Annotated in this window: 21 protein-coding genes and 1 pseudogene; 14 read left to right on the forward strand and 8 right to left on the reverse strand. The window is 34.4% G+C overall.

The features are described 5' to 3' along the window. Nucleotides 1–3: 3 nt before the first annotated feature. From JJQ98_RS02535 to dba, 7 genes are all read right to left on the reverse strand, one after another. Nucleotides 4–531, reverse strand: coding sequence for a hypothetical protein (locus tag JJQ98_RS02535; protein ID WP_054197547.1), 528 nt, complete (start codon nt 529–531; stop codon nt 4–6). Then, nucleotides 528–1,046 carry a hypothetical protein gene (locus JJQ98_RS02540; RefSeq protein ID WP_054194702.1) on the reverse strand — a complete coding sequence of 173 codons (519 nt, stop codon included), beginning with the start codon at nt 1,044–1,046 and terminating at the stop codon, nt 528–530. Before JJQ98_RS02540 ends, JJQ98_RS02535 begins: the two co-directional genes overlap by 4 nt. Next, on the reverse strand, nt 1,046–2,098 hold the full coding sequence (locus JJQ98_RS02545) for a hypothetical protein (protein WP_005020558.1): 1,053 nt from the start codon (nt 2,096–2,098) through the stop codon (nt 1,046–1,048). The genes JJQ98_RS02540 and JJQ98_RS02545 overlap by 1 nt, the downstream gene beginning before the upstream one ends. A 120-nt stretch (nt 2,099–2,218) precedes the next feature. Next, complete coding sequence (locus tag JJQ98_RS02550) at nt 2,219–2,980, reverse strand: sulfite exporter TauE/SafE family protein (protein ID WP_151104729.1); 762 nt, start codon at nt 2,978–2,980, stop codon at nt 2,219–2,221. Next, entirely contained in the window at nt 2,965–4,368 is a 1,404-nt protein-coding gene (gene cysS, locus JJQ98_RS02555; protein WP_104745922.1) for a cysteine--tRNA ligase, read from the reverse strand. The genes JJQ98_RS02550 and cysS overlap by 16 nt, the downstream gene beginning before the upstream one ends. Before the next feature lie 183 nt (nt 4,369–4,551). Further along, a complete protein-coding gene (dsbI, locus tag JJQ98_RS02560) occupies nt 4,552–6,069 on the reverse strand; it encodes a disulfide bond formation protein DsbI (RefSeq protein WP_151104730.1) in 1,518 nt (505 codons plus the stop codon). A 12-nt stretch (nt 6,070–6,081) separates the two neighbouring features. Next, nucleotides 6,082–6,249: a disulfide bond formation protein Dba gene (gene dba / locus JJQ98_RS02565; protein WP_005020553.1), complete on the reverse strand. Its 168-nt coding sequence runs from the start codon at nt 6,247–6,249 to the stop codon at nt 6,082–6,084. A gap of 362 nt (nt 6,250–6,611) precedes the next feature. Here dba and JJQ98_RS02570 point away from each other — a divergent pair, with 362 nt between their 5' ends. The 14 genes from JJQ98_RS02570 to JJQ98_RS02635 all read left to right on the forward strand — a co-directional run bounded on the left by JJQ98_RS02570 (nt 6,612) and on the right by JJQ98_RS02635 (nt 20,012). Continuing rightward, nucleotides 6,612–7,433, forward strand: a complete 822-nt coding sequence (locus JJQ98_RS02570) for a plasminogen-binding N-terminal domain-containing protein (RefSeq protein WP_054194742.1) — start codon at nt 6,612–6,614, stop codon at nt 7,431–7,433. Nucleotides 7,434–7,446: 13 nt separating this feature from the next. After that, nucleotides 7,447–8,826 carry a glycolate oxidase subunit GlcD gene (gene glcD / locus JJQ98_RS02575; RefSeq protein ID WP_151104731.1) on the forward strand — a complete coding sequence of 460 codons (1,380 nt, stop codon included), beginning with the start codon at nt 7,447–7,449 and terminating at the stop codon, nt 8,824–8,826. A 54-nt stretch (nt 8,827–8,880) separates the two neighbouring features. Further along, nucleotides 8,881–9,348, forward strand: coding sequence for a 3-hydroxyacyl-ACP dehydratase FabZ (gene fabZ, locus JJQ98_RS02580; protein ID WP_005020549.1), 468 nt, complete (start codon nt 8,881–8,883; stop codon nt 9,346–9,348). Further along, nucleotides 9,349–10,152, forward strand: coding sequence for an acyl-ACP--UDP-N-acetylglucosamine O-acyltransferase (lpxA, locus tag JJQ98_RS02585; protein WP_151104732.1), 804 nt, complete (start codon nt 9,349–9,351; stop codon nt 10,150–10,152). Continuing rightward, entirely contained in the window at nt 10,149–11,390 is a 1,242-nt protein-coding gene (gene clpX, locus JJQ98_RS02590) for an ATP-dependent Clp protease ATP-binding subunit ClpX (protein ID WP_005020547.1), read from the forward strand. The genes lpxA and clpX overlap by 4 nt, the downstream gene beginning before the upstream one ends. Before the next feature lie 20 nt (nt 11,391–11,410). Next, the gene (locus JJQ98_RS02595; protein ID WP_005020546.1) at nt 11,411–12,445 is read left to right on the forward strand and encodes a rod shape-determining protein; all 1,035 of its coding nucleotides are present in this window, start codon (nt 11,411–11,413) and stop codon (nt 12,443–12,445) included. 3 nt (nt 12,446–12,448) lie between these two features. After that, nucleotides 12,449–13,279, forward strand: a complete 831-nt coding sequence (gene mreC, locus JJQ98_RS02600; protein WP_077247093.1) for a rod shape-determining protein MreC — start codon at nt 12,449–12,451, stop codon at nt 13,277–13,279. Between the two features lie 155 nt (nt 13,280–13,434). Then, nucleotides 13,435–14,592: a hydrogenase small subunit gene (locus JJQ98_RS02605; RefSeq protein ID WP_151104733.1), complete on the forward strand. Its 1,158-nt coding sequence runs from the start codon at nt 13,435–13,437 to the stop codon at nt 14,590–14,592. Continuing rightward, nucleotides 14,593–16,329, forward strand: coding sequence for a nickel-dependent hydrogenase large subunit (locus JJQ98_RS02610; protein ID WP_005020543.1), 1,737 nt, complete (start codon nt 14,593–14,595; stop codon nt 16,327–16,329). A 10-nt stretch (nt 16,330–16,339) separates the two neighbouring features. Then, nucleotides 16,340–17,005 (forward strand): Ni/Fe-hydrogenase, b-type cytochrome subunit, encoded by a 666-nt coding sequence (gene cybH, locus JJQ98_RS02615; protein ID WP_005020542.1) that lies wholly within the window; start codon nt 16,340–16,342, stop codon nt 17,003–17,005. A gap of 8 nt (nt 17,006–17,013) precedes the next feature. After that, entirely contained in the window at nt 17,014–17,550 is a 537-nt protein-coding gene (locus JJQ98_RS02620) for a HyaD/HybD family hydrogenase maturation endopeptidase (protein ID WP_005020540.1), read from the forward strand. Nucleotide 17,551: 1 nt separating this feature from the next. Then, complete coding sequence (locus JJQ98_RS02625; protein WP_247596654.1) at nt 17,552–19,204, forward strand: protein hydE; 1,653 nt, start codon at nt 17,552–17,554, stop codon at nt 19,202–19,204. A 251-nt stretch (nt 19,205–19,455) separates the two neighbouring features. After that, nucleotides 19,456–19,719, forward strand: a complete 264-nt coding sequence (locus JJQ98_RS02630) for a hypothetical protein (RefSeq protein WP_040499513.1) — start codon at nt 19,456–19,458, stop codon at nt 19,717–19,719. Further along, nucleotides 19,713–20,012 carry a type II toxin-antitoxin system RelE/ParE family toxin gene (locus JJQ98_RS02635; protein WP_005020537.1) on the forward strand — a complete coding sequence of 100 codons (300 nt, stop codon included), beginning with the start codon at nt 19,713–19,715 and terminating at the stop codon, nt 20,010–20,012. Before JJQ98_RS02630 ends, JJQ98_RS02635 begins: the two co-directional genes overlap by 7 nt. Nucleotides 20,013–20,496: 484 nt before the next feature. Here the strand turns inward: JJQ98_RS02635 and JJQ98_RS02640 are convergent. Further along, nucleotides 20,497–21,277: pseudogene (locus JJQ98_RS02640) on the reverse strand (hypothetical protein); the annotation flags it as partial.

Here is a 21,277-nt window from a genome sequence, read left to right on the forward strand (position 1 = left end):
AAATTAAGTTTTATTGAGATAATAAACATCTAATCGAAAAGAAAACACCAGCATTTTGCCCTCTTTTTCGATATGAATTGGAAAATTTAAACGCATAATAGCTTTAAAATTTTGAGCTATTTCAAGTGCTTTTTTAAGTGCTTGAATATCTTTAACCTTTCCACTAATTACATAACGCTGCTTCCAATAATCCCCTTCCAAAATTGGCTCTCCATCTGCTACAATCCCTGCTGTATCGAAAATAATTCGCAATTTTTCTTCGATTTCTTGTTGAGTAATTTGGTATTTAAATCCTTCAAGAATCTCTGCATTATTTTTTTGATATTCTGCCAAAGATTGCTTTTCTAAATCGCGTTGTTTTTGTATTTGTTCGAGTGTAAAAAGCTCTTTGCGATAATTTGCATTAGTGTTTCTAAAAATATCCAACTGAGGCTTTACAAATCCGACAAAAACCCCCGCCACCAAGAAAAAATAAAATACAAAAAAGAAAGTATTCCTTACCCAATCAATCTGTGCAAAAAAAGCCTTCATTGAGTTTTCTCCTCTTGATTAAGCTTGCTAACAGAAACAAAGTTATACCAACCATTAGAAAGCAAATAAAAATCGGCTCTACTTTGATTAAAAATAGATCTCAATGGAACCTCTAACAAAAAAGTATAAATCTGTTTTGATGGTGTTGTCCCATAAAGAGTAAGTTGATACTGCTCCATTTGAATTTTATTAAGTGTGATTTGCTCTGGTATCATTTCAAAAAGATTAATAATGCTATCTTTTAGCATCAGATTCTGTTTGGCAATAAATTCTCCAAAATGCACAATTTCCTCTTCTTTGACCAAAAATTGTTGAATACTCTTTATTTCTTCTAAAGTTGTTTTTTGTTCATTGATGGCTTGAATCGCACCATTTTGCATAAAATACCCTTGAATCTTCAACATCACAACAAAGCCAACAAAAATAAAAAGTGTCAAAAAAATATAACCCCACCAAATGCGAGAAACTTTTTTTAATAATGTTTTCTTGCTTGGCGAAATAAAACTATAATTCATTATACTTCTCCCTTTGTCTCAAAGAAACAATAAGATTCAAAGCCTAATTCTGCTAGTATTTCTGCGACATTACAAGGCGTGATTTGAACTTCCAACATTGTAAAATTTTGTATTTGTTTTAATGTTTCTTCTTGTATATCACAAGGATTAAATATTACAATTTCTCTAATAAACTCACTCTCATAAATTTCATTATTATAAAATTCATTAATAGCAGATTGAATAAATTTAGATGCCATACTCACGCGTGAAAAATCATCCAAATCTTCATCAGAAGAATCTTCCAAATTCTCCTCTTTTGCCTCATCTCCTATTTCTTCATTTTCGCTTTTGAGTATTTCAATTAATTCATTATCGCTGTGTTCATTTGCCACATCAACTTCTTCTATTTCATTTAACTCATCTTGAATATTATCCTGAATATTTATTTTTTGTATCTCATCTTCATCTTCACTCAATGTGTTTTTAACAATCTTTAATTCCGAATCAATCTCACTTTCTAAAACATAATATCCGCCAAACAAAACTTCTTCATTTTGTTTTTTTACAATCATAGTCATATTAGAGCGTTGAAAAAGAATATAGAGCCTACAATCCTCTTGAGGAATCCTTTTTGCCAAAGAATAAAGCACCAAAAAAGGCGAAACAATAAAATCTACACCTGTTTTTAAAAATCGTTTTTGTGTCTCTGCGATACCATCTTTTGCGATATAAACTGACCAATTATTATAAAAACTTTTGCTTACAACCTCATTGATATTAATGCCATACTTAGCAAACTCCTCTTTATTGCTGGTGCTAATAGCACCTTGCACAATAGAAGAAGATTGTGTTGCAATGTAAGTAAAAGGATTTTTTGTGCGAATCTTTTTGATATATCTTACTGCTTGAGCGGACAACTCCCCCGGGATTGTTTTAAATATCTTAGTTTGTGTCTGAAATTTTTTATTACCTTTATAAAATTGTGCAACAATTTTGCAATTCTTATGATCAATTTCAACCCCGATAATTATAGTTGAGAAAAAATGTCGGATTGTTTTTGAGAGATTCATCTTTAATTCAACCTTCAAACTTCTTTTTTGTATAGTATGCAATTTTGCCTTAATAATAAACTAAATTTTTTCACTTTTATTATAATGTTATAATCTATAAATTTCACACATTCAATATTTCTAATTTTCATTCCCTTGTTCAATAGAGATTTGCATATGCATTTTACCGCCCATTTCTGGATTTTGTAGAAATTTTATACCCTTTTGAATCATCAATACCCCAAAAACAATAATAGCCAAAGCAGCAAGATTCATCGCTATTTTTCTAAATAATTGTTTAGAAAATAAAGTATTTGCCAACAAAGCAACAAGCACTAATGCAGGGATAGTGCCAAGTCCAAAAACCGCCATTACAGCTCCCCCTATAAGCGGATTTGCAAACCCTGCTGCTGCAAACAAAAAAGCATACACAAAACCACAGGGCAATAAACCATTTAAAACCCCAAGCAAATATAAACTCCAAGGATTCTTAATATCCAAAAATTTCCGAAAACTCTTTTGATACCATTGAGTATTTTGCAAAGAATGTTCCAAATATGTAAGAAATTTGATTTTACCAAAAAGAGATAATCCTGCTAGCACCATTGCTATACCCGCAAATACAAAAAGACAGCCACGCAAAAAACTATCCATAACAAACATACTTCCCAAAATTCCAACAATCACACCAAGCACTATATAAGTACTAATACGCCCAAGATTATAAAGCAAGTGATAGAATAATAGATGGATTTTATTGTTTTGAAAACTCGCTCCCAATTTCCCACAATATGCCAACACAATCCCGCCACACATTCCTATGCAGTGTCCAAATCCTCCAACTAAGGCTATCCCAAAAATACTAATAAAGCTTATTTTATCCACCCTTACACTTTCTCCCATACACTTTTTGTTGGCAAATCCATAATCTCAATTCCCATAGAATGCAATCTTTCACGAATCTCATCTGCTTTTGCAAAATCTTTTTGCTTCTTAGCTTCTGTTCTTTGTGCGATAAGATTCTCTATTTCTTGCTTTTGCTCTTCACTCACACCAAGCTGAAAATATTCAAAAGGATTCTTGCCTCCCACACCCAAAAGCCGCTCTAATATAGCCAAAAATCCAGCTATACTTGAGATTTTATCTTTTTGTTTTTTATCTAAAAACTCATTAGCTTTATTAATAAATTCATCAACCACACTTAAAGCCTTTGAAATATTTAAATCATCATTTAAAGCTTCCAAAATGGCTTCTTTAAATTCTTTACACTGGCTTTCATCTGCTTCTTGTATAGGATAAATACGCTTTTTTATGCGGTAGATTCTATCCAACCGCTTTTTGGCACTCAATAAATCTTCTTCAGCAAAATTCAACCCTGCACGATAATGCGTCCCCAACAGATAAAATCGCAAAATCTCTCCATCATAGTTTTTGAGAGCATCTTTAATAAAAAAGCTATTCCCCAAAGACTTTGCCATTTTTTCACCATTAATAGTTACAAAACCATTATGAATCCAATACTTTGCGATAGTTTGATTTTCTGCACAACGCGTTTGTGAAGCCTCATTTTCATGATGAGGGAAAAGCAAATCCGCTCCACCTCCATGGATATCAATAGCATACTGCCCACTATATGCCAAATGCTTTTTAATCATAGCCGAACATTCAATATGCCACCCCGGACGCCCTTTGCCAAAAGGCGATTCATAGCCAATATCCCCTATTCCCTTATAACTTTTCCACAACGCAAAATCTTTGGAATCTTTTTTTTGCTCACTATTGTGGATTCTACTTTGCAATTCCAACTCAGCAACTCTCCCACTTAAAGAGCCATATTTAGAATCTTTAGCAACAGAAAGATAAATATCTCCATTAGGCGTTTGGTATGCAAACCCTTTGTCAAGCAATTCTTGAATCATTTCACAAATGCTCTCTAAACTCTCTGTGGCTTTTGGCTCAATATCCGCTCTCTCAACCCCCAAAGCTTCCATTTCATCAAGGTATTTTTGTATATAAGTTTTTGTAATCTCTGTGATGCTTAAACCTGTTTGGAGCGATTTATTGATAATTTTGTCATCAATATCCGTAAAATTTTTTGCAAAATACACTTTATAGCCATTTTCCCTCAAAACTCTTCTTAATAAATCAAAAACAATCGCGCTTCTTGCATGCCCCAAATGAGAATCATCATACACCGTTGGACCACACACATAAAGTCGCACTTCTGGAGGATTAATAGGGATAAAATCTACTTTTTCTTTCTGGACACTATCATAAATTTTAAGCTGCATAAATTTCTCTTTTTTGGATTATAATCAAACTCTAAGTATAGCAAAATTATTTTTAATTTTAATAAATTGACCAAAACGATATTTACAAAGGATTTGCGAAGATTATGATAGAAAGAATTTTAAGTAGCTAAAAACAAAAGGTATTCTTTAAAGAATCCCCATAAAGGATTCTTTAATTTAAAATTATTGCAATGTATAAAGGATATTTGCTCCATCTTGATAGCTTTGAATCTTCATATTTCCAGCTTCATCAATAAGCAAACTTCTTGCATTTTTAATAGTTTCTGGGTAACTAATAGTTTGAGTAACTTTTTCTGACTTTGGATCAATCACAATAATTACATTATGATTTTTACTTAGTGCATAAAGCTCGCCATTGTAATAAACCATAGAAGTTACATAAAGATCACCCAAAGTTTTACCTTCTTTAAGTTCTGCTTGTGGAGTAAATTCTCCTGATAATGTTCTATCGCTCAATAAATATTTGCTAATTACAAAAGTTTTAGCATTTTTATTGTTTGGAGTTGTAGCCAAATAGAAATATTTTCCATCTGTTGCCATACTTGCTACATGGAAGAATTTAGACCTCACAGTATCCAAACGCCCTCTTCCTAAACCTTCTCCTTGTCCTTCAAATTTATCCGCACCTTCGATAAAGTCTGCATATTGTTTAGCATCATCAGCATTTGGATTTTGTTTAAATCTCAAGAAAGATTTATTAGACCCCATCAAAAGATACTTATCTTCCATATAAGGAATAATTCCAATAATCGGATCAATAGTTGCAGAGAAATAAGGATCGAGTTTGAAACTAGATTTTACCGCAAAATTATCATCCATTACAGCTACATCGTATTTAGAGCTTACAAGATATTCGCCGCGTATATAACTTAAAGTATTAATAGGTTGTGCAAAATCGATTTTTTGCTCTCCTGTAATTTTGAGAGTTTTATCTACATTTAAAGGTGCATTAGCACTATTATTATCAAATGTGATTCCAAGTTTTGAACTTGCTGGAGCAAAAGCATAATCAGGAGCTTTCACATCTCTTGGCCCTAAGAATGAAAAACTACTAAATTTGCCATTCCAATAATCTGTACTCCAAATGATATATTTAGGATTTAAACTAAATCTTACTGGGTCTCCTTGTCCTGCATATGGCGGAATACCAGTGCTTACAAAAGCTTGGAAAACATTAGAAGCAATAATCAAAGTTACAATTACCACAGAAGCAAAAGAAAGCTTAGTCCATTCTCTAAATTTTTTTCCAGCCATTTCCACATCAAATTCACCAAATTTTGGAGCAAACGCAAAAATCACACCAAGCAACAATACAACTGCCCAGAATACAACTTCTGCCCAAAAATAAGTATGGAGTCCAAATACTGCTAAACCAAATCCTTGGTCCAAATCACGCATTGCGTGCATTCCATATTGTGCAAAAGATTGATACAATCCAAATGCAGCCATAATCAAAATTGCAGCTATATATTTACCTTTCATACCATAGCGAACGATAAATAAAGCCATAACCCCAATGTAAATCATCGCTTCTCTTTGTCCCCAACATAAAGTACAAGGACTATCACCTAACATATATCCAAACACAACATTTGCAATACCTACAGGCAATAAAACAATCAATAAGCCCGCTAAACACATTAATGTGTAAAAATTCTTTACTTTTGCATTTTCATTCATTTTACAAGCCTTTTACAGATTCATATTAGTAAGGATTCCACCCGCCTTATGCGATACATAAAGCACAATCATAATTACCCACGAAATCATTACAAGATTAAAAGCCAATTTTTCTTTTTCTGGTTTTTTAATGATTAAAATCATTGCAATTAAAACCATAAGAAGTTCTAAAAACTCCATATTTTCTCCTTCTACAAATTTTCAAAACTCGGATTGCAAAACATAATATTTTTGCAAAACGGACGAAATACTATCAAAAAAATTATTGCTATAAACTTAATTTTATAACATAAAGTTATTTTTTAATAAAAAAACTTTAATTTTTGTTACCAAAAAACACAATTTTTTATTTTATATTTATCCAAAAATCAAACTATATTTAAGAACGCCAAGTAGCAATCTAAACTTAAAATTTTGCAAAGTATGCCAAAATTTTAAGAAATTTTAATGTATAATTAAATCTTGTAATTTTAAACAATATAAATCTTTAAAGGCTCTATCAATTCTTGTTAGAGAAAAAGAGAGAAAAGGTTTTCCACAAAATGAAATATCTAAAACTTAAGCTTTTTATTTGCATTTTATTTTTTAGTTCCATAGCATTTGCCTCACCTTTTGGTAATAAACTTATTGTCCCTATTATAGAGTTAGATACAGATTCGGAGCATTTTGCCTATGTTCCGGCTTTTGATTTAAAGGTTGGCGAAAGTGGAGAGATTATTCGTTGGTTTGACAAAGAACATTCCGGAATTGTCGCAATGGCAGCTGTAGTAGAAGTCAAAGATAATCGAGCCAAAATTGCTTTTGAACCTTTTGTGGGATTAGAACAATCTGCATTTCCAACCCCACTATTAAAACCTCAAAAAAATGATGAAGTGGTTTTTAGAAGCTTTAATGACAGAGCCTTTTTGATTGCACCAACACAAGATATTTATGAAAAAGTAAGAAACGCTTACCCCGATGTTACTTGGTTGCACCCAGATTTATTTGCAGCTTATTTAATGGATATAGGGCATACAGCTCCGGTTAAAGGAGACTTTAGAAAAATATGCGCTCAATATGCCACAGGAGTTGTTTATATCGTCAATCTCAATGAAGGACAGGCATTAGATTGCCAAACTTTCAGCCTTATCAAAAAAGACTATATCACAGGAAGAGCACCTATTGAAGAGAGAATGTTGCCTTTCTTCTCGCGGATTGGCTCTACAAATCAAGAATGGTTTTTCTACCTTATCAATGACAAGAGAACTCAAGATTATTACATTTATTTTGATGCTCTACTCAAGGGAGAAATCAAAGATGAAGATGCGACTTTCTTTGGTAGAATCACAAATTATTTTACACAAAGCATTAAAGATATTTTCTAAGGATTTCCTCTAAATGACTGAACAAAATATTCAAGATTTAAGAAAAATTGTTGGTAGTGAAGATTGTTATAATGATAAAGCACATTTAAGTGCATATTGCTATGATGCAACCAAAGAAAGAAAGTATCCCGAATGTGTTGTTTTTCCCCATAACGAGCAAGAAGTCAGCCAAATTCTAAAATACTGCAATACCCATAAGATTCCTATTGTCCCTCGTGGTGCTGGAAGTGGATTTACTGGCGGAGCTTTAGCGGTTAATGGTGGTGTTGTTTTGGCACTTGAAAAATATATGAACAAGATTTTAGAAATCGATATGGAAAATATGGTTGCTAGAGTGCAACCCGGAGTTGTTAATATGCAGCTCCAAAAAGCGGTGGAAGCTGTAGGTTTATTTTATCCACCCGATCCTGCAAGCGAACATTACTCAACCTTAGGCGGTAATGTCAGCGAAAATGCCGGTGGAATGCGTGCAGCAAAATATGGAATCACCAAAGATTTTGTAATGGCATTGCGTGCGGTTTTGCCTAATGGAGATATAATCCGTGCAGGCAAAAAAACTATCAAAGATGTCGCAGGATACAATATTGCTGGGATTCTTATTGCTAGTGAAGGGACTTTGGCAGTGATTACAGAAATTACTCTAAAATTACTAAGCAAGCCAAAATACAAACAAAGCGCAATGGGAGTTTTTCCAAGTATTCAATCGGCAATGAATGCTGTGTATAAAACAATGGCAAGCGGTATAACACCGGTTGCTATGGAGTTTTTAGACAATCTTAGCATAAGAGCAGTAGAAGAAAAATTCCACAAAGGTTTGCCAATCCAAGCAGGTGCGATTCTTATTACAGAAGTTGATGGAAATCTACCCGAAGAGATAGATTTTCAGATATCAAAAATAAAAGAAAAATTTTATGAAAATGGTGCGAGTGATTTTATCCAAGCAAATAACGAACAAGAAGCAGCAAATCTTTGGTTTGCAAGGAAAAATGCTAGCCCAAGTATTACAATTTATGGTAGCAAAAAACTCAATGAAGATATTACTGTCCCTCGCTCAAAACTTCCAGAATTACTTGAAAGAATCCAAGAAGTCTCCAAAAAATATAGCGTTGTAATCCCATGCTTTGGGCATACAGGCGATGGAAATGTGCATACAAATGTAATGGTAGATGGCTCTAAACCAGAAGAAGTAGAAAAGGGGCATAAGGCTATCGAAGAGATTTTTAAAATTACCGTCGAACTTGGAGGCACTTTGAGTGGAGAACATGGCATTGGGCTTTCTAAAGCACCCTTTATGGAACTTGCCTTTACACAAGAAGAAATGGAGCTATTTAGGACAATCAAAAAAGCCTTTGATCCAAATAATATTTTAAATCCGGGCAAAATGGCATTATGAGAAAAACCTTCAAATATATGTTACAATACCCATTCAACAATAAAAGGAATTTTTATGATTTATGATGTGCAAAAAATACGCGAGATTCTACCTCACCGCTACCCTTTATTATTAGTGGATAGAATCACAGCTATTACCCCTAATCAAAGCATTGAAGCATACAAAAACATTACCATTAATGAAGAAATTTTCAATGGACACTTTCCGATACAGCCCATTTATCCGGGAGTTTATATCATTGAGGGAATGGCTCAAGCAGGGGGAGTGCTAGCTTTTATTAGTATGTTTGGAGAAGATTCTAGCAACAATGGTGATAAAATTGTTTATTTTATGAGTATTGATAAAGCCAAGTTTAGAAATCCCGTTACACCCGGAGATACTTTAGTCTATAAATTAGAAGTAGTAAAACAAAAAGGTGGCATTTGGGTATTACAAGGCTATGCTTATGTCAATGAAAAGCTTGTCGCAGAAGCTGAACTCAAAGCAATGATTGTCGATAAAACCAAAGAAAAGGGAAATTAAGTGAGTATTGCAAAAAGTGCCATTATCGCCCCTAGTGCTATTATAGAAGAAGGGGCAACCATAGGTGAAAATGTTGAAATTGGGCATTATTGTGTAATTGGCAAAAATGTTAAAATCGGAGATAATACAAAAATTTATAATCATGTTACCATTCTTGGCAATACAACTTTAGGCAAAAGCAATGAAATTTATCCTAATGCAACCCTAGGGACAAATCCGCAAGATCTTAAGTACCATGGCGAACCAAACGAACTCATTTTTGGTGATAATAATAAAATCCGAGAATTTACAATGATAAATCCCGGAACAGAAGGCGGAGGGAGTAAAACTATCATAGGCAGCAACAATCTCTTAATGGCTTATGTCCATGTTGCCCATGACTGCATCATCGGCAATAATTGTATTTTGGCTAATGGTGCGACACTTGGAGGGCATATCATTATGGGAGATTATATTAATATCGGCGGTCTAACTCCAATTCATCAATTTGTAAAAATCGGCGATTATGCTATGATTGCGGGGGCTAGTGCCCTTTCTCAAGATATTCCCCCTTTTTGTATGGCAGAAGGAAATCGTGCTGTAATCCGAGGTCTCAATCTCCATCGCTTAAGAAAAAATTTCGAACACCATCAAGTTGATAAGATTCATAATGCCTATAAGCGTTTATTTTTAGGGAATCGCCCTATCCGAGAGATAGCACAAGAAATTTTAGATGAAACCCCCACTGATGAAAATGTTATGAAAATGTGTAACTTTATTTTGCAATCCACAAGAGGAATCCCATTTATAAGGAAAAGTCTATGAGCGAGCGAATCTGCAATTTTTGCAAATCCAAAGAATCACCCAAAAATCCTCTCATTACAGGGAATAATGTCTGTATCTGCAAAAACTGCATTATTGCCTCTTATAGCTTACTTTTTGGCAATGAACCTCATTTGCCCGAGGAAATAGATTCACAACCAGAAGAAGATTTCAAAATTATGCCCCCAAAAGAATTAAAAGCAATTCTTGATGAGTATGTTATTGGGCAAGAAAAAGCCAAAAAGGTTTTTAGCGTCGCAGTTTATAATCACTACAAAAGAATCTTGCAAAACCCGCAAGAAGAAGATACAGAAATTTCTAAATCTAATATTTTACTCATTGGTCCAACAGGAAGCGGAAAAACCCTTATGGCACAAACCTTAGCAAAATCACTTAATATTCCTATTGCAATTTGTGATGCAACTAGTCTAACAGAAGCAGGATATGTAGGAGAGGATGTCGAGAATATCCTAACTCGCCTCTTACAAGAAGCTAATGGAAATGTGCAAAGAGCAGAAAAAGGAATTGTATTTATTGATGAAATCGACAAAATTTCAAGACTTTCAGAAAATCGCTCTATCACGAGAGATGTTTCAGGTGAAGGAGTGCAACAAGCTCTTTTAAAGATTATTGAAGGAAGTGTGGTAAATATACCTCCAAAAGGGGGTAGAAAACACCCAAATCAAGACTTTATTCAAATCAATACCAAAGATATTTTATTTATCTGTGGTGGTGCCTTTGATGGATTAGAAGAAATCATAGAAAGAAGAATCGGAGGAAACACTCTAGGATTCCACCACCAAAAAAACACTAAAGTAAATTCACACAACCTTTTAGAAAAAGTAGAACCTGATGATTTGGTTAGCTTTGGATTAATACCCGAATTAATCGGTCGTTTGCATATGATTGCTACTTTAGAAAAAATCACCAAAGAAGCAATGGTAAATATCCTACAAAAACCCAAAAATGCACTCACCAAACAATATAAACAGCTTTTTGCACTTGATGGTGTAGTTTTGACTTTCCAGCCTGAAGCATTAGAGGCGATTGCTGAGCTTGCTATCCAAAGAAAAACAGGGGCAAGAGGTTTGCGTTCTATTATGGAAGAAATTATGCTAGATATTATGTATGAGTTACCAGAATTAAAAGGTTATGAAGTAATCATTACAAAAGAAACCGTTTCTAAAAAAGAAAAACCTTTACTCATCAAGCAAAAGAAAAATGGCAAGAAAAGTGCCTAATTCATCAAAAGAGGAGAAAAATGTTATTAGATAGAATAATTGGTTGGTTTTCACACGATATTTCAATAGACTTAGGAACTGCAAATACAATTGTTATCGTCAAAGGGCAAGGTGTTATTATCAATGAACCTTCAGTAGTTGCTGTAAGAAATGACAAATATGGGAAAAATAAAATCTTAGCGGTTGGTCATGAAGCAAAAGAAATGGTAGGAAAAACTCCCGGCAGTATTTTGGCTGTCCGCCCCATGAAAGATGGAGTAATTGCGGATTTTGATATGACAGAAAAAATGATTCGCCACTTCATCGAAAAAGCACATCGCAGAAAAGCTCTTATGCGTCCAAGAATCATTGTTTGTGTGCCTTATGGTTTAACAGGCGTAGAACGCAAAGCAGTTAGAGAATCTGCTATTAGTGCAGGAGCAAGGGAAGTGTTTTTGATTGAAGAGCCTATGGCAGCAGCTATTGGTGCTGGACTCCCTGTAAAAGAGCCTAAAGGAAGCTTAGTAGTAGATATTGGCGGAGGGACCACAGAGATTGGAGTAATCTCATTAGGTGGCTTAGTTATCTCAAAATCTCTTAGAACTGCTGGTGATAAACTAGATAATGCAATAGTTGATTATATAAGACGCAAATATAGCTTACTCATCGGAGAGAGGACAGGAGAGATTATTAAAATTCAAATCGGTTCTGCCATTAGCCTTGATGAGCCACTTTCTATGCAAGTCAAAGGACGCGATCAAGTGAGTGGATTATTAAATACCATTGAACTTACAAGTGAGGATGTTAGAGAAGCCATCAAAGAACCTCTCAAAGAAATTTCAAATGCCCTCAAAGATGTCTTAGAGCAAATGCCACCAGATTTAGCAGGTGATATTGTAGAAAATGGGATTGTCCTCACAGGCGGAGGGGCACTCATAAGAGGTTTAGATAAATATCTTTCAGAAATCGTAAAACTACCTGTTTATGTAGGTGAAGAGCCTCTTTTATGCGTTGCAAAAGGGACAGGAAAAGCATTAGAAGAGATTGATATTCTTCAGCAATTATCTTATGAGTGATGAATGAAAAAACTCTTTCTTTGGATTATCTTTATCACTATTGCTTTATTCCTTTCAATGCAAGTCTCCAAAGAAATACACACCAAAGTCCTTTTTTTAAGTGATAGCATCAAAATAGGTATTTTAAACCTAAACAACAATATTATCAATGCTATCACAAGGCATTTCAATCAAGCTGAACAAATCAAGCATTTGACCAATGAGCTAAAAAACAAAGAAAGCATTCAATATTCATTTGATTTTCTAACCAATCAGCACAATGAGCTACTCCATTCTATTCACTCCAATTTAGATTTAAATCTGCCTAATTTTCACCTTGTCCGCACAATCTCTCATGTCAATATCAATGATTATACAAAAATCTGGCTAGAGGTTGATCATCAAGAAACCATCACAAAAACAAAAAATGTTATTTTTGGGCTTATCCACAATAATCAAGTTGCAGGAATCGCCACACTCTCAAATGGTAGATTCATAGGATTTTTAAATGGTGATGAAAAATGCAGTTATAGCGTTATTGTAGGTCCCAACAAATCGCCAGGTATTGCAAAATACGACCCAAACAAAGGTTTTATTATAGATTACATTCCTTTGTATCCAAAAATTCAAGTGGGGGATAATATCTATACAAGCGGTTATGATGAGATTTTTTATCCCAATATTTTAGTAGGTCAAGTAGAATCAATTGAAGAAAGACAAAACTATCAAATCGCCACTATCAAACTTGCTTCAAACCAAACTTCGCAATTTTACTGGCTAGTTGATATAGACAACCAAGAACGCAGCTTTCTTCAAAACAATTCTAACTCGCAACAAAACAGCAATCAAAAATAATTTTATTAAATAAAATATTTTTAACCTTGAAAATGGTAGAATAAGCTTGTAAAAAGTCATTTTTTCTTTAAACTTAAAATAAATGGCTTTCTTCACATCTTCTTATCGAGAGTTAAAAATATTTTATTTTTAACTATTTTTTAAAAAGGATGAAAATGGAAAGAGAACAAGTCCTACTCCAAAAAGCACAAGAAAGGCTTAAAGAAATCAATAAATTTCCTGCTTTAAAAAAGGGAAATAGCATCAAAAAAATGCTAAAAGAAAATGGTATCTCAAGAAGAGATTTTATGAAATGGGCAGGTGCAATGACTGCTATGTTATCTCTCCCTGCGAGCTTCACACCACTTACTGCAAAAGCTGCTGAAGTTGCAGATAGATTGCCTGTGATTTGGTTGCACTTAGCAGAATGTACAGGTTGTAGTGAAAGCTTGCTTAGAAGTGATGGACCGGGTATTGCGAGTTTGATTTTTGATTATATTTCACTTGAATACCATGAAACCATTATGGCTGCCTCTGGTTTTCAAGCAGAGCAAAATTTAGAAGATGCCATTGAAAAATACAAAGGACGCTATGTATTAATGGTAGAAGGCGGTGTCCCCACTGCATTAGAAGGACAATATCTAACAATCGGTGCTCATGGCAAAACCGGTTTAGAAAATGCAAAAGAAGCTAGCGAGCATGCTGCAGCAATCTTTGCAATTGGCACCTGTTCTAGCTTTGGTGGAATCCAAGCTGCAAATCCAAATCCAACAGCTGCTAAACCTTTAAGTGCTGTTACAAATAAACCTGTTATCAATGTCCCAGGTTGCCCTCCTAGCGAGAAAAATATCGTTGGAAATGTTATTCACTTTATTCTTTTTGGCACATTACCTAGTCTTGATGCCTTCAATCGTCCAAAATGGGCTTATGGACTTAGAATCCACGATTTATGCGAAAGAAGAGGACATTTTGATGCGGGAGAATTTGTGCAAACTTTTGGTGATGAAGGCGCAAAAAATGGATATTGCCTCTACAAAGTTGGCTGCAAAGGACCTTATACTTTCAACAACTGCTCAAAACTAAGATTTAATTCCCACACAAGCTGGCCGATTCAAGCAGGGCATGGTTGTATTGGTTGTAGCGAACCAAATTTTTGGGATACTATGGGACCATTTGAAGAACCACTCGGAAACAAAATCTATGATGTCCCTTTCTTTAGCGGTCAAGATAGAACTGCGGACAATATAGGAATCACATTGTTAGGAGTTGCAGCAATTGGTATGGCAGCACACGCAATCTTATCTGGCATTAGAAAAAATAATAAAGGGGAATAGATGACAAAAAGAATTATTGTTGATCCAATCACTAGAATTGAAGGACATTTAAGAATTGAAGTCATTGTAGATGAAAACAATGTAATTACTGATGCTTATTCTAGCTCGACTTTATGGAGAGGAATTGAAGTTATCGTAAAAAACCGCGATCCACGAGATGTAGGCTTTATGGTGCAAAGAATCTGTGGAGTTTGCACCTATTCACACTACAAAGCAGGGATAACCGCAGTAGAAGATGCACTAGGTATCAAAGTGCCTTTTAATGCGCAAATGGTAAGATCTTTGATGAATGTTTCTCTAGTTTTACATGATCATTTGGTGCATTTCTATCACTTGCATGGGCTTGATTGGTGCGATATCACACAAGCGCTAAAAGCAGACCCCAAAAAAGCTTCCGAACTTGCCTTTAAATATGTAAAAAATCCAATTGCAACAGGGGCAGATGAGCTAAAAGCAGTGCAAGAAAAAGTAGCGAAATTTGCTAGCTCTAAGCAAGGTTTAGGACCTTTTGCAAACGCATATTGGGGACACAAGACTTATCGCTTCTCACCAGAACAAAACCTAATTGTGCTTTCACACTATCTAAAAGCACTTGAAGTGCAAAGAGTGGCTGCAGAAATGATGGCAATCTTTGGTGCAAAACAACCACACCCACAAAGCCTAACTGTCGGCGGAGTAACTTGTGTTGCAGATATTTTAGACCCATCAAGATTGGGAGATTGGCTCACAAAATACAAAGAAGTATCAGATTTCATCAATCGTGCCTACTATGCAGATGTTGTTATGGCAGCAGAAGTTTATAAAAATGAACCAAGTGTTTTAAAAGGTTGTGGAGTAAAAAACTTTATGAGTTATGCAGAGATCCCCGTCAATCACAATGAAACACTTTATAGTAGCGGTATTGTCCGCAATGGAGATATTTCAAAACTCTTTGAGATCAATGAAGATTTAATCACAGAAGAAGCCACACATTCATGGTATCAAAATGACAAAGCACTTCACCCTTATGAAGGCGACACAACTCCTAACTACACAGGTTTCGTTGATGCAGATACTATCGGACCAGATGGCACTCCTATCAAAACAAAAGCTTTGAATCTCGAAGGCAAATATAGCTGGATTAAATCTCCTCGCTACAATGGAGAACCAATGGAAGTTGGACCACTAGCTGCAATTGTTGTCGGACTTGCAGCCAAAAATCCACGCATTACAAAAATTGCTACACAATTCCTAAAAGATACAGGATTGCCTATTGAAGCACTCTTTACCACTTTAGGAAGAACCGCTGCAAGATTATTAGAATGCAAACTCTCCGCAGATTATGGGATTGAAGCTTTCAACTCTCTAGTAGAAAATCTCAAAACAGGGGATCAAACCACTTGCGCTCCTTACAAAATCGATAGCAATAAAGAATACAAAGGACGCTATATCGGAAATGTGCCACGCGGTATGCTAAGCCACTGGGTGAGAATCAAAGATGGCGTTGTTTCTAATTATCAAGCTGTTGTGCCTAGCACTTGGAATGCAGGACCAAAAGATTCTAAAAATCAAATGGGACCTTATGAAGCTTCTTTGGTAGGGACAAAAATCCAAGATCTTACTCAACCATTAGAAATTATCCGCACTATCCATTCTTTTGACCCTTGCATTGCTTGTGCAGTTCATCTAATGGATACCAAAGGAAATGAAATCGGACAATACAAAATTGATCCAATCGCCATAGGTTGCAATATCTAAGGGAGAAATTATGGAAACAAAATACAAACCCGTCTATGAATTTTCAGGATTGACAAGAATATTTCACTGGATTAGAGCATTTGCAATCTTTGCTCTAATTGCTACTGGCTTTTATCTTGCTTATCCATTTTTATCTGCTAATCCACAATATGATGTCTATTCACTCTCAAGAATCTGGCATGTTATCATCGGATTTGCATTGATTGCAGTTTCTATTTTTAGAATCTATCTTTTTATATTTGCAAAAGAATGTCAAATGGAACGCCGCTCTTTTTTGGATTTTATTAACCCTATTATTTGGATAAAGATTCTCAAAACCTATTTATTATTAGGCGGACATCCACACAACAAAGGTGCATACAATCCATTACAACTAGCAACTTATATAGGTTTAATGCTCTTAATCATTGCTATTTCCCTCACAGGTCTTATCCTTTATGCTCATGTTTATCATGAAGGGCTTGGAGGTTTTATTATGAGTTTTACTAGACCTCTTGAAGTGCTTTTTGGAGGAATTGCTAATGTGCGTTTAGTCCATCATATCTTAACTTGGGCGTTTATTATTTTTATTCCTATCCATATTTATATGGCAAGCTGGAATGCAGTAAAATTCCCCGGTTCTGGTATTGATACTATCATCAGCGGTTTAAAATTCGAAAAAGACGAACAACACTAGGAATACATTTGAAAATTCTCATTCTTGGTATTGGAAATATTCTTTTTGGAGATGAAGGGATTGGAGTGCATCTCTCCAACCTCTTAAAGCTCAATTATTCTTTTGAGGGCGAACACGAAGTCGATATTGTCGATGGAGGGACTATGGCACAGCACTTAATCCCTATTATCACAAATTATGATAGAGTTTTAATCCTTGATTGCATCGATGCAGATAATGCACAAATAGGGGATATTTATTTTTTTGACTTTAGTGCGATTCCAAACAATATTACTTGGGCTGGAAGTGCCCACGAAGTAGAAATGCTCCAAACTCTAAAAATGATTGAAATGTTAGGTGATTTACCTCCTACAAAAATCTTAGGCGTAAAACCATTTATCATCGGTAGTGACCCAACATTTGAATTATCACAAGAAATACTAAAAGCAGCTAAAACTATGGAAGCACAAGCTATAAAGTATCTCCACGAGTTTGGCATTCAAACTCACAAAAAAGACAATCGAGATTTACAAGAAATCGCTCATCTTTCTTACAAAGGCTTTTAATTTGTTTGTCGCATTAGATTTTTCTTTGATTCACAATCTACAATCCCCAAATACAATCAAAAACTTTTTTCTTAAAAATCTCTTTTGGAGTGCAAAATCATTTCTCTTAGAAGCACAAGCGATACAAAACAATACCAAAAACTTTACATTAGAATTACAAGGGGAGCAACAAAAGCTTTTAGACTTCACAAACCACCTCTCCCAAAGCCTTCCGCTCTCACTGCAATGGGCTTTTAAGGAATTGCGTATCTTAGAAAATCTCTCACAAAATAACAAAATTTCCACAAATAACGAAATTTCAAACTTTCTAACACCCATAGAATTACAAGAAATCACACACAAGCAATCCCCAAATTTTTGCAATCTATGGCAGAATTTCATCGATTTCAAACTAGAAAAAATCACCCTTTTAAAAGACAATCAAAAACTCCCCCTCAAACACGCAAAAGACCTACAAGAATCTTTAAGCTTTTTAAGTCAGTTATTAAAAGAGGGAAAAAGTATTTTTATTAAAACCATTTTTGGCAAAAAAGAATTGCTTTTATTAGACGAAAAGAATCCCACAAAAATCAATACCCCCTACCTCTTTATGCCTTTTTGTCTAAACAACGCACAATCTATCTTTAGAATCTCCAATGAAGAAAGTCAAGCTCTAGCCACACTCGAAAAGCCCATTATCCACCTCAAGCCAAAAGCAATCCTTAAAGACTTTTTTTGTTTAGATGAAGTCCCTTGCATTTTGCCTTTTGATCCTATTTTATTGCTTCTTACTAAGTTTTTAGAATCTTATAGCGGATTATATCTTTTAGAGCCTAGAGAAAAAATCCAAAATGGAATTTGCTACTTCATAAAAGAAGAAAAATCCCCCCTCACTATAACCGTGGCTAAAAACTCTTTGATTTTGCAGCACACAGCACAAAAAGCTCCCAATACACCCCACCCAGAATTAGAATCCTTCCTACAAACCATACAAGAAGAAAATCTAAAAAGCCTCAATGCCCTCTATTTGGGCGAAGATTCAACGCATTTTATGGTATATTTCAATGGAAGCTTTAAAACCCCTATTGAATTTAAATTTGAAACAAATTTTCACCTGATTTTAAACACCCTAAAAACGCTCAATTCCACCACACAATCTTTGCTAAAAAACTTCGCCAATGCCAACTGCGAACTCATCAAACAGCTAGAAACCTTACCCACAGATTCTAAACCCTCGACCAATCTCTTAGATCTTATCGGAATGTGCGGAATCTTGCTAGATTTGCAAGCCAATACCCTAAAAGATTCTACAAAAGCAGTTTTGCAATGTGCCTCACAATTCCTCGGCAGCAAAGGACCGCGGATTGACTTTAGATTAGAAAAAAACGAAGAAGGCAAAATCTACCTCGATACTTTACGCACTTTGCGTTCTGTAATGAGCTTCAAACTTGCCGGAGTTGAAAAAGAATTATTATGTTTTGGTATTTTGGATTCTTTTGCTGAATTTTTTGCAAATTTAAGTCGAGATATGGAAGAAAACTACAATACAAAAGGCATTATTATTAGCGGAGAAATCTTTTTAAACAAACAATTCATCGATCAATTTATACATTATCTACCAAAAGATTCGGAGATTTTTCCAAATAGCATAATGTTTTTTACACCACTTCACTAAACTTTTTTATTTTAAAATAGCAATCTTTTTGCATATTTTGTGTAAAAGAGTGTTGCTTCAATAAAGCCTCTCAAAATAAAGCAAAAATATTTTAAAAAGCCTTTGGTAGCTCAAGACTAGCCTACTTGTTTGAATGAATAAAATTATAGAATAATTTGCGATTATTATTTTTGATAGTGAATTTTATTTGTTTTATAATATAATAAATCCATAAAAGTGTAATGCTTTAATCTTCAATATAGGTGGCAAAAATGACAAATGCAATTATGCTTCAAGCTCAAAACAGCTTTACTTTGACAGATGAAATGATGAACTCTTTAAAAGAGCTTTTTGGAGAAAAAATCAATGTGGTAGAACTTGATAATGATATGATTGAAGCCCTGCAAAGCGATTTAAGTCAAACAGATAACATAAGATTAAAAAATATAGTCAATAAACTTGAAAACAAGGAATTAAAACTTTATTCTGAATTAGAATTTGCCAAAGAACTCAAACAAAAAGGCTATCAGTGGTAATTCGCTATTCCGATGAATTTTTAAATGACTTAAAAAATATAGCAGATTATATCTCATTAGATAGCAAAGATAGGGCTTTTGCTTTCATACAGCAGGTGAAAACCCAAATTCATAAAATACCCATAATGCCTTATAGGTATCGTAAAAACAAAACTATTAATAAAGAAAACATAAGGGATTTGATTTTTAAAGGATATATAATTCCCTTTTCAATCAATGATGACTCCATAGAAATACTTGCTATTTTCAAGCACAACCTAACAATTTATTCCAAAAAAACAAATAAAGATTAACAAGGCTAATAAAAAATTTGTTTTTATTCCATAAAGTCCTATAGAAAACAAAGCAATGATTCCTAAATATCTTTTGCTAATTTTATTTAATGTTTTGCAGATTTAAGATTTTATTTACAGGCACATAAAGCTTACAAGCCTTGAATTATATTGAGTTTATAGTAGCTAAATTTTGAAGTTTGCCCTATTGAGAAACCACATTTCCCCCCAAAGAAGCAAAATGTCAAAAACTTCTTTGGAGGTATATTTAGTTCGGATAAGGAAACTATAATCTCTTGATTTACACTCTTTTAAAATATATATTTGTTCTAAGATTTTTGCTTCCTTGCTTTCACCTCCTAAAGTATTTTAGAATCCCAAAAGACTATTCAAAAGCATTGAATTTCTTTCAAGATTCTAAAAAGAATCAAAGCAATCAAACTCCATTGATTAATTTAACTCTTTTTAGAATCTTTAGCCTAGGATTAACCTAAGCTAAATAATATTAATAAGTAATCGCCATACAAGGATTATTTGTCTTAGCATTATCACTTACAATACATAATCTACCTTTTTCCCTGCCTTCATTAATCTCAATACTTGTTTCTTCTTCAGCAGGTAATTCTAAAACTTCTCTTTTGTAGTTGAGATAAGCTAATCTTGCATCATATCCACCATTATTATTGACGGTATCATCACCTTCATAGCCATTGTCTCCATTATCGCCGCCATTGTTTCCATTGTCGCCACCGCCATTGTCAGGATCGCTTGGATCTGGATTTGGTGTTGGATCTGGATTAGGATTAGGATCTGGGTTTGGATCTGGATTAGGATTTGGATTAGGATTTGGATCCGGATTAGGATCCGGATTAGGATTTGGATTAGGATCTGGGTTTGGATCCGGATTAGGATTTGGATTAGGTGTTGGATCTATCGGTTTAGATGGCTCTAATGGAATAAGTGGAATTGAATCTATAGGAAGAGGAACATTAATATTATCTTGAATATCATTTTGTACCTTAGTTTCAACACCATAGTAAGTAAAGCTTCCATTAGCTCCATTTCCCATAACCGCAATCTCTTGAGCTTGATTGATATTAAGAGGATCTTTTTTGAAACCATCTCTTATGCCATTAATGGTTGTTACATAGCCATCAACTTCTTTGATTAGATTTGCCAAATCGGTGTTTTTGAGCTTTTCAATATCAGCGATAATGTTTGCAACTTGTGTTTTGTAACTGCTTCTTTCTTGTTTTTTGGCTGCTAGTTGTGCTTTCACAGCTGCA

The organism is Helicobacter pullorum NCTC 12824 (genome assembly GCF_017979475.1).
GTDB classification, from domain to species: domain Bacteria; phylum Campylobacterota; class Campylobacteria; order Campylobacterales; family Helicobacteraceae; genus Helicobacter_D; species Helicobacter_D pullorum.

Bases quoted from the DNA above. Each gene is read 5' to 3' on its own strand.
- JJQ98_RS02535 (WP_054197547.1), bottom strand. From the start codon at position 531: ATGAAGGCTTTTTTTGCACAGATTGATTGGGTAAGGAATACTTTCTTT.
- JJQ98_RS02540 (WP_054194702.1), bottom strand. From the start codon at position 1,046: ATGAATTATAGTTTTATTTCGCCAAGCAAGAAAACATTATTAAAAAAA.
- JJQ98_RS02545 (WP_005020558.1), bottom strand. From the start codon at position 2,098: ATGAATCTCTCAAAAACAATCCGACATTTTTTCTCAACTATAATTATC.
- JJQ98_RS02550 (WP_151104729.1), bottom strand. From the start codon at position 2,980: ATGGGAGAAAGTGTAAGGGTGGATAAAATAAGCTTTATTAGTATTTTT.
- cysS (WP_104745922.1), bottom strand. From the start codon at position 4,368: ATGCAGCTTAAAATTTATGATAGTGTCCAGAAAGAAAAAGTAGATTTT.
- dsbI (WP_151104730.1), bottom strand. From the start codon at position 6,069: ATGAATGAAAATGCAAAAGTAAAGAATTTTTACACATTAATGTGTTTA.
- dba (WP_005020553.1), bottom strand. From the start codon at position 6,249: ATGGAGTTTTTAGAACTTCTTATGGTTTTAATTGCAATGATTTTAATC.
- JJQ98_RS02570 (WP_054194742.1), top strand. From the start codon at position 6,612: ATGAAATATCTAAAACTTAAGCTTTTTATTTGCATTTTATTTTTTAGT.
- glcD (WP_151104731.1), top strand. From the start codon at position 7,447: ATGACTGAACAAAATATTCAAGATTTAAGAAAAATTGTTGGTAGTGAA.
- fabZ (WP_005020549.1), top strand. From the start codon at position 8,881: ATGATTTATGATGTGCAAAAAATACGCGAGATTCTACCTCACCGCTAC.
- clpX (WP_005020547.1), top strand. From the start codon at position 10,149: ATGAGCGAGCGAATCTGCAATTTTTGCAAATCCAAAGAATCACCCAAA.
- JJQ98_RS02595 (WP_005020546.1), top strand. From the start codon at position 11,411: ATGTTATTAGATAGAATAATTGGTTGGTTTTCACACGATATTTCAATA.
- mreC (WP_077247093.1), top strand. From the start codon at position 12,449: ATGAAAAAACTCTTTCTTTGGATTATCTTTATCACTATTGCTTTATTC.
- JJQ98_RS02605 (WP_151104733.1), top strand. From the start codon at position 13,435: ATGGAAAGAGAACAAGTCCTACTCCAAAAAGCACAAGAAAGGCTTAAA.
- JJQ98_RS02610 (WP_005020543.1), top strand. From the start codon at position 14,593: ATGACAAAAAGAATTATTGTTGATCCAATCACTAGAATTGAAGGACAT.
- cybH (WP_005020542.1), top strand. From the start codon at position 16,340: ATGGAAACAAAATACAAACCCGTCTATGAATTTTCAGGATTGACAAGA.
- JJQ98_RS02630 (WP_040499513.1), top strand. From the start codon at position 19,456: ATGACAAATGCAATTATGCTTCAAGCTCAAAACAGCTTTACTTTGACA.